The organism is Actinomycetospora sp. CA-053990 (assembly GCF_050948445.1).
Classification (GTDB): domain Bacteria; phylum Actinomycetota; class Actinomycetes; order Mycobacteriales; family Pseudonocardiaceae; genus Actinomycetospora; species Actinomycetospora callitridis.
Genome location: NZ_CP192043.1, coordinates 2687187 through 2699455, shown reverse-complemented (window position 1 = coordinate 2699455; position 12269 = coordinate 2687187). Strand labels below are relative to the sequence as shown.

General features: G+C 74.3%; 11 protein-coding genes and 1 pseudogene. 10 read left to right on the top strand and 2 right to left on the bottom strand.

Features of this window, described 5'->3' with window-relative positions:
• Positions 1-4: 4 nt before the first annotated feature.
• The 7 genes from ACQPYN_RS13795 to ACQPYN_RS13765 all read left to right on the top strand — a co-directional run bounded on the left by ACQPYN_RS13795 (position 5) and on the right by ACQPYN_RS13765 (position 6319).
• Entirely contained in the window at positions 5-418 is a 414-nt protein-coding gene (locus ACQPYN_RS13795) for a tautomerase family protein (protein ID WP_433037737.1), read from the top strand.
• Positions 415-2088, top strand: a complete 1674-nt coding sequence (locus ACQPYN_RS13790; RefSeq protein ID WP_433037735.1) for a LuxR C-terminal-related transcriptional regulator — start codon at positions 415-417, stop codon at positions 2086-2088. Before ACQPYN_RS13795 ends, ACQPYN_RS13790 begins: the two co-directional genes overlap by 4 nt.
• A gap of 131 nt (positions 2089-2219) precedes the next feature.
• Positions 2220-3638 carry an FAD-binding oxidoreductase gene (locus ACQPYN_RS13785; protein WP_433037733.1) on the top strand — a complete coding sequence of 473 codons (1419 nt, stop codon included), beginning with the start codon at positions 2220-2222 and terminating at the stop codon, positions 3636-3638.
• A gap of 47 nt (positions 3639-3685) precedes the next feature.
• The gene (locus ACQPYN_RS13780; protein ID WP_433037731.1) at positions 3686-4036 is read left to right on the top strand and encodes an ArsR/SmtB family transcription factor; all 351 of its coding nucleotides are present in this window, start codon (positions 3686-3688) and stop codon (positions 4034-4036) included.
• Positions 4033-4545 (top strand): SRPBCC family protein, encoded by a 513-nt coding sequence (locus ACQPYN_RS13775; protein ID WP_433037729.1) that lies wholly within the window; start codon positions 4033-4035, stop codon positions 4543-4545. The genes ACQPYN_RS13780 and ACQPYN_RS13775 overlap by 4 nt, the downstream gene beginning before the upstream one ends.
• Before the next feature lie 130 nt (positions 4546-4675).
• Positions 4676-5401, top strand: a complete 726-nt coding sequence (locus ACQPYN_RS13770) for a pentapeptide repeat-containing protein (protein WP_433037727.1) — start codon at positions 4676-4678, stop codon at positions 5399-5401.
• Positions 5402-5497: 96 nt separating this feature from the next.
• Positions 5498-6319 carry an alpha/beta hydrolase gene (locus ACQPYN_RS13765; protein ID WP_433037725.1) on the top strand — a complete coding sequence of 274 codons (822 nt, stop codon included), beginning with the start codon at positions 5498-5500 and terminating at the stop codon, positions 6317-6319.
• A 7-nt stretch (positions 6320-6326) separates the two neighbouring features.
• On the opposite strand, the pseudogene ACQPYN_RS13760 reads toward ACQPYN_RS13765, so the two are convergent.
• A pseudogene (locus ACQPYN_RS13760) lies at positions 6327-7024 on the bottom strand (SDR family oxidoreductase).
• Positions 7025-7191: 167 nt separating this feature from the next.
• Between ACQPYN_RS13760 and ACQPYN_RS13755 the strand changes: the two are divergent.
• The 3 genes from ACQPYN_RS13755 (at position 7192) to ACQPYN_RS13745 (ending at position 11523) form a co-directional block, all read left to right on the top strand.
• On the top strand, positions 7192-9036 hold the full coding sequence (locus tag ACQPYN_RS13755) for a PEP-utilizing enzyme (protein WP_433037723.1): 1845 nt from the start codon (positions 7192-7194) through the stop codon (positions 9034-9036).
• Between the two features lie 20 nt (positions 9037-9056).
• Positions 9057-10190, top strand: coding sequence for a PEP/pyruvate-binding domain-containing protein (locus ACQPYN_RS13750; protein WP_433037721.1), 1134 nt, complete (start codon positions 9057-9059; stop codon positions 10188-10190).
• A gap of 109 nt (positions 10191-10299) precedes the next feature.
• Complete coding sequence (locus ACQPYN_RS13745) at positions 10300-11523, top strand: MFS transporter (protein WP_433038879.1); 1224 nt, start codon at positions 10300-10302, stop codon at positions 11521-11523.
• Here ACQPYN_RS13745 and ACQPYN_RS13740 read toward each other — a convergent pair.
• A complete protein-coding gene (locus tag ACQPYN_RS13740) occupies positions 11489-12265 on the bottom strand; it encodes an IclR family transcriptional regulator (RefSeq protein ID WP_433037719.1) in 777 nt (258 codons plus the stop codon). The genes ACQPYN_RS13745 and ACQPYN_RS13740 overlap by 35 nt on opposite strands.
• Positions 12266-12269: the final 4 nt, after the last annotated feature.

Genomic DNA, 12269 nt, shown 5'->3' with positions numbered 1-12269 from the left:
TGACGTGCCGATCCTCGAGGTGCACGTGGTCGAGGGCGACCACTCCCCCGGCGAGCACGCCCGCCTGCTCGAGCTCCTGAGCCGCCGCTACGCCGAGGTGCTCGAGTCCCCGCTCGAGCGCATCCGTGCCTACGTGACGGTCCACGCGCGGGAGCACTGGGCGACGGGCGGCGAGACGGCCGCGAATCCGGACAGTGAGCCTGCGCCCTACTTCACCGCGATCGTCCTCGAGGGCCGGCCGGTCGAGCAGCGCCACCGGCTGCTCGCCGAGTTCACCGACCTGATCGTGGAGGTCCTCGGCGCGACGCGGTCCCGGGTGCGCGGCCGGATCATCCAGGTGCCGCCCGACGACTGGGCCATCGGCGGCGTGCCGGCCTCGGGGGCCCGCCGGGACGAGATCGCGGCCCGTCGGAGATGACCGGCGGTGCGCGCGGCGTCCCGACGTCCCGCGCGCTCGAGCGAGGTCGCGCGTCCTTCGGCCGGAGGCGGTGGCAGGAGGCCTACGCCGAGCTGTCGCGCGCCGACGACGAGGCCGGACTCGGGACCGCCGATCTCGAACGGCTCGCCGTCGTCGCGTACCTGACCGGGCGGGACGGCGAGTGCGACGCACTCCGGGAGCGCGGTCACCGGGAGTGCCTGGGCCGCGGCGAGGAGGTCGCGGCCGCCCGGTACGCGTTCTGGCTCGGCTTCGGTCTACTCCTCCGCGGCGAGGAGATCCGGGCCGGCGGGTGGCTGGGTCGCGCGCACCGGCTGCTGGACGAGGGCCGGCACGACTGTCCCGAACGGGGCTACCTCCTGGTGCCGGTCGCCATCGCCCAGCTGGGCGCGGGCGACCCCGCGGCGGCGCTCGCCACGTACGAGCAGGTGGGCGCGATCGCCGAGCGCTTCGCCGACCCGGACCTGATGGCGTTCGGACGGCTCGGCCGGGGCGAGGCGCTCGCCGCGGCCGGGAGGAGCACCGACGCCGCGGCGCTGTTCGACGAGGTGATGGTCGCGGCCACGGCGGGCGAGCTGTCGCCGACCGTCGCCGGCATCGCCTACTGCGCGGTGATCCAGGCCTGCCAGGAGATCTCCGACCTCCGACGGGCCCGGACATGGACCTCGGCGCTGACGCGGTGGTGCGCCGCCCAGCCGGACCTCGTCCCCTTCCGGGGCCAGTGCCTGGTCCACCGAGCCGAGATCCTGCTGCTGCAGGGTGCGTGGCCCGAGGCCGCCGAGGCGGCCGGCGAGGCCTGCGAGCGCCTCGCCACCCCGTCGGATCGACCGGAGACCGAGGCCTCCGGCCACCCGGCGGCGGGCGCAGCGTTCTACCAGGTCGCCGAGCTGCACCGGCTGCACGGACGGGTCGCCGAGGCGGAGGCGGCCTATCGCGAGTGCTCCCGCTGGGGCCACCAGCCCCAGCCCGGGCTGGGGCTGCTGCGACTCGCCCAGGGCCGGGGCGAGGTGGCGGCCGCGGCGCTGCGGCGTGCGCTCGCGGAGGCGACCGCACCCGATCGGCCCGCGCTGCTGGCCGCGCACGTCGAGGTCCTCCTGACGGCCGGCGACACGCCGCCGGCCCGCGCCGCGGCGGACGAGCTGGCCGTGCTCGCCGCACGGTCGGACGTCGCGCTGCTGCAGGGGATGGCGGCTCAGGCGGCGGGCGCCGTCCTGCGCGCGGAGGGTCGGCCGGTGGACGCGCTGGCCACCCTGCGTGCGGCCTGGCGAGAGTGGCACCAGCTCGACGTCCCCCACCACGCGGCCCGCGTCCGGGTGCTCCTCGCGATGACCTGCCGGGACCTCGGTGACGACGACGCCGCGGAGATGGAGCTCGACGCCGCCCGACGGGTCTTCGCTGCGCTCGGCGCCGCGCCCGACCTCGCCCGGGTGGCCGTGCTGACCCGCGCGGCCGACCCGGCGGGCGGCCTGACCGAGCGCGAGGTGCAGGTCCTCCGCCTCGTGGCCACCGGCCGCACCAACCGCGTCATCGCCGCGGACCTGGTCCTCAGCGAGAAGACCGTCGCCCGGCACCTCGCCAACATCTTCGCCAAGGTCGGCGTGTCCTCCCGCGCGGCGGCCACGGCCTACGCCTACGAGCACGGGCTCGTGTAGCCCGCCTCACCGAGCTGCACAGAACCACCCACGCCGGAGCCCGTGACCTGCACATCCCGCCCGATGCGGCACGGTGCCCGGTGTTCCTAGCGTCGTCGAGGTCCGAGTCGCCGCCGCGAGGTGAGGTCCCGATGTCCACCACCACCACCACCACCACCCGGGCCACCGCCGCCCACGACGAGCTCCGCACACAGTTGCGCGGCGCGCTGCTCCGTCCGGGAGACGACGGTTTCGGGGACGCGACGTTGCTCTGGAACGGGCTGATCGCCAAGACGCCCGCCCTGGTGGTGCGCCCGACCGGGACCGCCGACGTCGTCGCCGCGGTCGACGCCGCCCGCGAGCACGCCCTCGCGCTCTCCGTCCGGGGCGGAGGCCACCACATCGCGGGCACCGCGCTCGTGGACGGCGGGCTCACCCTCGACATGTCCGCGCTGCGCGGCGTGGACGTCGACCCGGTCGCCCGGACGGCGACGGTCCAGGCGGGCTGCGTACTGGGGGACGTCGACCGCGAGACCCAGGTGCACGGACTCGCGACGCCGCTCGGGTTCATCTCGGAGGTCGGGGTGGCGGGGCTGACGCTCGGCGGCGGGATGGGCTACCTGAGCCGACGGTTCGGGTGGACGGTGGACAACCTCCTCGAGGTCGAGATCGTCACCGCCGACGGCCGCATCCGGCGAGCGAGCCGGGACGAGTCCCCCGACCTGTTCTGGGCGGTCCGCGGGGCCGGTGCCAACCTCGGCGTGGTCACCTCGTTCACGTTCCGGCTGCACGAGGTCGGGCCGATCGTCCACGGCGGGCTGATCCTGTGGCCGTTCGACCGGGCCGACGACGTCCTCCGCGCGTACCGCACGATCGCCGCCGAGGCTCCCCGGGAGCTCAGCGTCTGGATGCTGATGCTGCACGCCCCGCCGGCGCCGTTCGTCCCCGAGCCGTGGCACGGCCGCCGGGTCTGCGCCATGGTCGTCTGCTTCAGCGGTGCCCCCGAGGACGCGGACGCAGCACTCGCACCCCTCCGGGCGATACCCGACCCGGTCGTCGACCTGGTCGGGCCGATGCCCTACACCGAGGTGCAGTCCTACCTCGACGACGGCGAGCCCAAGGGCCACCACTACTACTGGAAGAACGAGTTCGTGGCCGAGCTGTCCGACGAGCTGCTCGCGACGACGCGAGAGCTGTTCGCGCAATGCCCGATCCCCGAGGCCGAGATCGGCTTCCTCCACCTCGGAGGAGCGATCGGCGACCACACGGACGACGACGGCGCGGTCGGCAACCGTGACGCCCGCTTCGTCTTCGCGATCACCGGCATGTGGGAACCGGGCCACCCGGGCGCGGAGGGGTTCCCCGCCTGGGTGAGGGCGGGGTGGGAACGGGTCCGGCCGTTCTCCACCGGCGGGAACTACGTCAACTTCCAGACCGCCGACGAGGGCGACGAGAGGGTGCGGGCGACCTACGGCTCCCGGTACGACCGCCTGCTACGGATCAAGGAGATCTACGATCCGGACAACGTGTTCCGGTCCAACCGCAACGTCGGCCCCCGTCGACCGAGCTGAACTCCATGCCTTGTGTGGAATATGCCGGGTGAGGCATGCTCGGCGTCGTGACCACCGAGCCGGACACCGGGACGTGGGCGGCGCTCGCCGACCCGCACCGGCGGGCGATGCTGGGGCTGCTGCGTGAGCGGCCCCGGGCGGTCGGCGAGCTCGTCGACGCCCTGGCGCTCAGCCAGCCCAGCACGTCGAAGCACCTGCGGGTGCTGCGCGAGGCGGGGCTGGTGCGCGCGCGTGCCGACGCCCAGCGCCGGGTCTACGAGATCGACCCGGCGCCGCTGGCCGCGCTCGACGTCTGGCTCGCGCCCTACCGGCGGATGTGGTCCGACAGCCTCGACGCCCTCGAGCGGCGCCTCGACGAGACCTCACCCCTGCCCGGCGTCTGGAAGGACACCCCGTGAACCCCACCGGCAGCTACCTCGAGATCGACGGACGGCCCGCCCTGCGCTTCGTCCGCGAGTACCAGCACCCCGCCGAGCGCGTGTTCGTCCTGCTGACCGATCCCGCCGAGCTCGCGCACTGGTTCCCGGCGCGGGTCGCGGCGCCGACCTGGTCGACGGGCGCGACGGTGACGTTCTCGTTCGAGGCCGACGGGGACGGCGGGACCGGCACGGTCCTCGCCCACGAGCCACCACACCGGATCGCGTTCTCGTGGGAGGGCGAGGAGCTGTGGTTCACCCTCGAGTCGCTGCGCGACGGCCGGTCGCGGCTGACGTTCACCCACCTCATGGACGAGCGGGACGCGGCGTCGCGCAACGCCGCCGGGTGGGACGTCTGCCTCGAGGCCCTCGCGGCCGCGATCGACGGGACGCCGGCTTCCCCGCCGGGCGGCCGCAGCCCGGAGTGGGAGGCGCTCTACGAGGGCTACGTCGCCGCCGGCGTGCCCTCGGGTGCGGCGATCCCCGGCTGAGGGCCCGCGGCGACGGGCACGTTCCGCAGGCGGACCCACGAGTCGATCATGTTGAACGTGCCCCTCGTCGGCGGCGGATCCGACGGGCGGGGACCTGCGCCGTCCGCCCCGGCGGGCAGACTCGCGACCCGTGACCGATCCCCTCGACGCCCTCGACGCCGGCCCCGAGGTGGCGGACGCCGACCTCACCGGCGCCGACCCCGAGCGCGTCCGCGACCGCCTCGAGCGCAGGCACGGCACCCCGTGGGTGCTGCGGCGCTGCGTCCTCGACGAGCTCGACCTCTCCGGGGTCGACCTCACCGGGGCGACGTTCGACCGCGTCCGGGCCACCGGGGTGCGGCTGCGCGGTGCGGTGCTCGACGGGGTGCGGGTCGACGGCGGGTCCCTGGCCGCCGCCCAGATGCTCGACGCCGACCTCACCGACGCCGTCCTCACCGGCGTCGACCTCTCCCGCGCCCAGCTGGTCGGCGCCCACCTCACCGACACGGTCTTCCGCGATTGCCGCATGGTCGGCGTCGACCTCTCGGGCCTGCGTGACCTCGCGGTCACCTTCACCGTCGACGGCTGCTCGCTCGCCCTGGCCCGGCTCGCCGACTCGCACCTGCGCGGCTGGCGCCTCGACCGCGTCGACCTCTCCGACGCCGACCTCTCGGGCGCCGACCTGCGCGACGTCGTCCTCACCGACTCGAAGCTGCGCGGCACGGACCTGACCCACGCCCGGCTCACCGGGGCCGACCTGCGCGGCGCCGACCTCGGCGAGATCACCCCGGAGACGCCCGCGGTCCTGCGCGGCGCGATCGTCTCGACCGAGCAGGCCGCCGACGTCTGCCGGGCGCTGGGCCTCCAGGTGGTCTGAGTCCCGGGGGGGTCGGGCCGGCCGGGCGGTCGCCGCGCCGCAGGACGGCTCCCGGCACGAAGGACCCAGGACGACGGGCTGCGGCACACTGCGCGGGTGATCCGAGGCGTCGCCGTCGCCGTCGGCGTGGTCCTGATCATCGTCGTTCTGCTGGTCGGGGGCCTGTGGCTGTTCCAGCGCGCGCTGGTCTACGTCCCCTCCCCCGGTCCGGTGCCTGCGGCGGCGACGGTCGTGGCCCGCGGTCAGGACGTCGTGCTGACCACGGCCGACGACGTGCGACTGGGCGCCTGGTTCGTGCCCGCGAGCGGCCCGCGACGGGACGTGACGGTGCTGGTGGCGAACGGCAACGCCGGCGACCGCTCGATGCGGGCACCCCTGGCCGCGGCCCTGAGCGCGCGGGGCCTCGACGTGCTGCTCTTCGACTACCGCGGCTTCGGCGGCAACCCGGGGAGCCCGAGCGAGGAGGGCCTGTACGCCGACGCGCGCGCCGCACGCGACCACCTCGTGCGCGACCGCGGCGTCCCGCCGCAGCGGATGCTCTACCTCGGCGAGAGCCTGGGCTCGGCGGTCGTCGCCCGGCTCGCGACCGAGTCACCGGTCGGCGGCATGGTCCTGCGCTCGCCGTCGGTCGACCTCCCCGCCGTCGGCGAGCGGATCTACCCCTACCTCCCGGTGCGCGCCCTGCTGACCGACCGCTTCCCGGTCGCCGAGCCCGTCGCCCGGGCCGGGGTGCCGACGACGGTCGTGCTCGGCGAGGCCGACAGCCTCGTCCCGCCCGCCCAGAGCCGGGCGGTGGCCGACGCCGCCGGCGCGCCGGTCGTCGCCGTCCCGGGGGCCGACCACAACGACGCGGCGCTGAGCCACGGCCCGGCGGTCGTCGACGCGGTCGTCGACCGCGCGACGGCGCTGACCTGCTGATCGTTCCTCAGAGGCCCCGCCGGGCCCCCATGTCCAGGGCCAGGGTGGACCCGGTCAGCGCCGCGGCCTCGGGGTCGAGGAGGGTCGCGACGGCCCAGCCGACCTGCTCGGGGGTCACCAGCGCGCCCAGGGGCGACTCGGCGCGGCGCTCGGCGAGGATGTCCTCCACGTCGACCCCGCGCGCCGCGGCCCGGTCGGCGGAGAGCCGGCGCAGGCGGTCGGTGTCGGCCGGGCCGGGGGCGACGAGGTGCGCGGTGATCCCCTCGGTCCGTAGGCGTCGGCGAGCTGGCGCACGAGGTTGGCGAGCGCGGCGTTCGTGACGCCCGCGCCCGGCACGTGCGGCGACGGCTCGGCGCCGTAGTGCCCGCCGAGCGCCACGAGCCGCGAGCCCTCCGCCAGCCACGGGTCGGCGGCGCGCACGAGACGCAGCATCCCGCCGACCTTCAGGGCCACCGCCGCCCCGAGCGCCGCGGGCTCGACGACGTCCAGGCCGCCCACCGCCGGCAGGCCGGCCGCCTGCACGACCATGCCGACGGGCGCGTCCCACGCGGCCAGGCCGTCGGCGATCGCCTGCCGGGCGCCGTCGTCGCCGATGTCCGCCGCGCACCCCACGACACCCTCGTCGTCGGCGCTCAGGGCCTCGAGCGACGCCGCCGAGCGGGCCACGGCCAGCACCGGGACGCCGCGGGAGCGCAGGCGGCGCACGATCGCGCCCCCGAGGGCGCCGGTGGCGCCGACGACGACGGCGAGGGGTTCGCTGTTCACGGGGCGCGACCCTAGGCGTCACCCGGGAAGCGCACCCACGCCGCCGTTCGGCGGCGGGCAACGTTCCCGGGGGTGGAACGTGTTGCTTGCCTCACAGTGCCGCTGGGATGAACGGTGACCTCGCGCTCATCGTCGAGGAGGAACAGATGGCCAACGTGGTGCCGGTGGACGACTTCGCCACGGGCGAGTGGTACCCGGGGTACAAGCCGGAACACTTCGACATGCCCTGGATCGTGGACCCCGCGAGCCCGTTCAAGCCGGGCGACGAGCAGGGCTTCTGGTTCCTCGACTTCCACTGGTCGCGAGGCCTCACCCCGCTCGCCGCCACCCTGTGGAGCGGCGACGGCTACTGCTGGGGCACCCAGCACGCGGCCGAGTCCCTGCCGCTGCCCCCCGGGCGCGGCGTCTCGGCGCGCTTCGCCGGCACCCACCTCTACGGCTCGGCGCTGCCCGAGACCGACCCCAACGAGATCGGCGCGCGGGCCAACCGCATCGCGACGAACCTCCCCCACTTCCTGCAGAACTACCGCAGCATCTGGGAGGGCGGCCGCGACGAGCTCGAGAGCACCTGGCAGTACTTCCGCGGCGTCGACTTCGCCGGCACGCCCGACCTGACCGACCTGCTGACCAAGGGCCGCCGCTACCACAAGCGGGCCATGGAGATCCACTTCGGCGTCATGTACCCGATGCTGGCCAACTTCCTGGGCTTCTACGGCGCCTGCGCCGACATGGGGATCAACCCCAACGAGATCGGCAAGTTCCTCCAGGGCGAGGACACCAAGATCATGGAGACCGACCGCGAGGTCTACCGGCTCGCCATGCGGGCCCGGGCGGCCGGGCTGTCGGACGTCTTCGACACCCACGAGCCGCACGAGCTGCGCGCCGCCATCGGTCGCGAGCCCGGCGCCGGGCCCTGGCTCACCGAGTTCGACGACTTCCTGCAGGTCTACGGCTGGCGCGCCGAGGCCACCTGCGACGTCGGGGTCCCGAGCTGGATCGAGGACAACACGATCCCCCTCGGGCTGATCAAGACCTTCCTCAAGAAGGACGACGAGCACGACTTCGAGGCCGCGGCCCGCAACGCGATGGCCGAGCGCGAGGAGGCCATCGAGAACGCGCGCACCGGCCTCACCCGCGAGGAGCAGGCCGTCTTCGACGCGGGCCTGCAGTCCAACCAGGAGGCGAACTTCCCCTGGTGGCAGGACGACCACAACTACTACATCGACCTCAAGGTCATGCTGCCCCTGCGGTGGGGGTGCCAGGAGCTGGCGCGGCGGGAGAACGCCGACCACAAGGACGACATGCTCTACCTGTTCTGGCCGGAGCTCATGGACGTCGTCAGCGGCCGCAAGCCCTACCAGGGTGAGCTCAAGAGCCTGGTCGGCGAGCGCCGTCAGTACTTCGACCACTGGCACGCCCGGCGCAGCGAGATGCCGAAGGTGCTGGGGACGATCCCCGAGGCCGTCGAGGACCCGATCCTCATCGAGATCTTCGGACTGAACCCGGGGTCGATCAAGGCCGTGCAGAACCCCGACGCCGCCAAGCAGACCGTGATGAAGGGCGTCCCCGCGGCCAAGGGCACCGCGCGCGGCATCGCCCGCGTCCTGCAGTCCTCCGACGAGATGCACCGCCTCGAGCCCGGCTCGATCCTGGTCTGCGAGTCGACGTCGCCGAGCTGGACGCCGGTCTTCGGCAAGATCGCCGGCGCGGCCTGCGACGGCGGCGGCATGCTCTCGCACGCCGCGATCGTCGGCCGCGAGTACGGCGTCCCCACCGTCACCGCGCTGGGCGTCGCCACGATCTCGATCGCCGACGGCGACGAGATCGAGGTGGACGGCACCACGGGCACGGTCACCATCCTGAACAAGGCAGGCACCACCGCCACCACCACATCCGCAGCCACCACCACACCGGCACCCACCGCCGACGCCCCCGCGGGAGTCGCCGGGTGACCGCCGCCCCGGAGGTACCCATGACCGCGGCCGACGTCGGCGAGCCCGACGGCACCAGCGAGGCCACCACCCACAGCTGCGACGCCGTCGTCTGGATCGACGAGGTGGACCCGCAGCAGGCGATCGCGGCCGGCGGCTCGAAGATGGGCAGGCTCGCCGAGCTGATGCAGTCGGGCGTGCAGGTCCCCCAGGGCTTCGCCGTCACCGTCGACGCCTACTCCCGGCACTGCCGGGAGTCGGGTCTCGACGAGCGCATCGACGCGGTGATCGACCGGCTCGGGTCGTCGCCGACCGACGCCGAGGTGGGGTCGGCGTCGGCGGAGATCCGCCAGATGTTCCGGGAGACCCCGGTGGGCGCCGACCTGACGGGTCGTCTCACCGAGGCCTACGAGGAGCTGTGCCTGCGCTGTGTCGACGTCAACGTGCCGGTGGCGGTGCGCTCCTCGGCGACGGGCGAGGACGCCGCCGACGCCTCGTTCGCGGGGATCTTCGACACCTACCTCGGGGTCTCGGGCATCGAGCGGGTGCTCGACGCCGTCCGCAACTGCTGGGGCTCGCTGTTCACCGGGCGCGCGCTCGCCTACCGGCTGCGCAAGGGCATCAGCCACCACGCGATGCCGATCGCCGTCGGGGTCATCGAGCTCATCCACGCCCGCGCGTCGGGGGTGGCGTTCTCGGTGCACCCCGTGACCGGCAAGACCGACCGCATCGTCGTCGAGACCAGCTGGGGCTGGGGCGAGGCGATCGTGCAGGGCCTCGTGGACCCCGACCACGTCGAGATCGGCAAGGCCGACGGGCGGGTGCTCAAGTACGACGTCGCGCACAAGCGGATCGTCTCGGCGTTCGACTTCGCGGTCGGCGCGGTCACCGAGATCGACATGCCGGCCAAGCTGGCCGACCGGCGGGTGCTCGACGAGGAGCAGGTCACGGCGATCGCCTCGGCGGTGCGCTCGATCGAGGAGCACTACGGCTACCCCGTCGACGTCGAGTGGGTCATCGGGCGCCACCGTCGTGCCGGCGACCCGGTGTGCATCGTGCAGACCCGGCCGGTGACGGTGACCGCGGCGCCGGAGGAGGCCACGCCGGCCACGTACGACCCCGTGGCGCTGGCCCAGAAGTACCTGTTCTCCGGGAAGCCGATCCCAGGGCGCTGACGCGCCACGTGAGTGATCCGGGTCGCCCTGGCGACCCGGATCGCTCACGTGCGCTTGCGCCTCCCCCGGCCGGGGAACACGCCGTCCGTCGTGCACGACCGGACGGAGGATCGTCATCAGCTCGTCGGCCGAGACCACCACCCGAGCCGCGCGAGGCCTCCGCGGACCGACCGCGGCCGCCGTCGTCGCCCTCGCCTTCCTCATCACGATGCTCGGCGCCACCCTGCCGACGCCGCTCTACCCGATCTATGAACAGGAGCTCGGGTTCGGCGGGGTGATGGTGACGCTGATCTTCGCGGCGTACGCGGTCGGCGTGATCGCGGCGCTGCTGCTCTTCGGACGGCTCTCCGACCAGGTCGGCCGGCGCGCGGTCCTGCTGCCCGGGCTCGCGCTCTCGGCGATCTCCAGCGCCGTGTTCCTCATCCCCGACACCATCCCGACGCTGTTCGTCGGCCGCGTGCTGTCGGGTCTCTCGGCCGGCATCTTCACGGCGGCGGCCACCGCGGCACTGGTCGACCTGGCCCCGGAGGGCCGCCAGGCCCGCTACAGCCTGCTCGCGGCCTGCGTGAACATGCTGGGCCTGGGCCTGGGCCCGGTGATCGCCGGCGCCCTCGCCCAGTACGCCCCGGCGCCGCTGTACCTGCCCTACGCGGTGCACATCGTGATGGTGCTGCTCGTGGGCGCGCTCACCTGGTCGGTGGCCGAGCCGATCGAGATACCCGAGGGCCCCGTCAGCTGGCGCCTGCAGACCGTCTCGGTGCCACCGGAGGTGCGGGGCGTGTTCGTGCGGGCCGCGATCGCCGGCTTCGCGGGGTTCGCGGTCCTCGGCCTGTTCACCGCGGTGTCGCCGACCTTCCTGACGCAGGTCCTGCACGTCGAGAACCATCTCGTCGGCGGCCTGGTCGTCTTCACCCTGCTCGGCGCCTCGACGGTCGGGCAGATCGCGTCGTCCCGCCTGGGCCTGCGGCCTGCGCTGCTCCTCGGCTGCGCCGCCCTCGTCGTCGGCGTCCTCGGGGTCGGCGCCGCGATCGTGCTGACCTCGCTGCCGCTGCTCGTCGTCGGCGCCACCGTCGCGGGCGTCGGCCAGGGCATGAGCTTCCGTGCCGGGCTCGGCGCGGTGAACGCCGGCACCCCGCCGGAGCGCCGCAGCGAGGTGGCGTCCAGCTTCTTCCTCGTCCTCTACGTCGGGATCTCGCTGCCGGTGATCGGCGAGGGCCTCGCGTCGGCGGCGTTCGGGCTCGTGGTCTCGGGGGCGGTCTTCGCCGGCATCGTCGCGATGCTCGGCGCGATCGCCTTCGTCAGCCTCCTGCGGCAGCAGCCAGTCGACGCGTGATCACGTCGGCGGTGTCGGTGACGAGCGTGGTGTAGCGGCGCATCGTCGCCCCGGCCGCACGGTCCACGGGGACGGCGACACTGACCGCCGCGACCCCCTCGCCGGCCCCGTCGCGGATCACCGCTCCCACCGAGACGACGCCGAGGCGGCTCTCCTCGCGGTTGTCGGCCCAGCCGCGCTCGGCGATCTCGCGCAGTCGACGGCGCAGGGTCGCCGCGTCGGTGATCGAGTGCGGCGTCGGGCGCTCCGGGGTCCACCAGGCCAGGCGGGCCTCGAGCTCGTCGGCGGGGAGCGCGGCGAGCAGCACCTTGCCCGTGCTCGTCGTCGTCGCCGGCAGCCGCGTGCCGACGCGCGCGAAGATCCGGACGGTGTACGGGCTCTCGAGGCGCTCGACGTACACCGAGTCCATGCCGTCGAGCACCGCGAGCTGCACGGTCTCCCCCGTCGCGTGGCGCAGCCCGGCCATCGCGGGCATCGCCGCCTCGTGCAGACCGACGTGCGGGGCGACGCTGGCGCCGAGCTCGTGGACGGCCAGCCCGAGGCGGTAGGTCCCCTCCGGGCTGCGTTCGAGGAGGCGTTCGTCGGCCAGCGTCGCGAGCAGCCGGTGCACGGTGCTCGTGCCGAGACCCAGGCGGCGGGCGAGCTCGGCGACCCCCAGCTCGCGGTCGGCGACCGAGAACTCCTTGAGCAGCCGCGCCGCGTTGCGCACCGAGCTCAGCTCCCAGCTCGGTCGCTCCGGCACGTCG

Excerpts from the sequence above, each read along its gene's own strand:
- ACQPYN_RS13790 (WP_433037735.1), top strand. The coding sequence starts at position 415 with ATGACCGGCGGTGCGCGCGGCGTCCCGACGTCCCGCGCGCTCGAGCGA.
- ACQPYN_RS13785 (WP_433037733.1), top strand. The coding sequence starts at position 2,220 with ATGTCCACCACCACCACCACCACCACCCGGGCCACCGCCGCCCACGAC.
- ACQPYN_RS13755 (WP_433037723.1), top strand. The coding sequence starts at position 7,192 with ATGAACGGTGACCTCGCGCTCATCGTCGAGGAGGAACAGATGGCCAAC.
- ACQPYN_RS13750 (WP_433037721.1), top strand. The coding sequence starts at position 9,057 with ATGACCGCGGCCGACGTCGGCGAGCCCGACGGCACCAGCGAGGCCACC.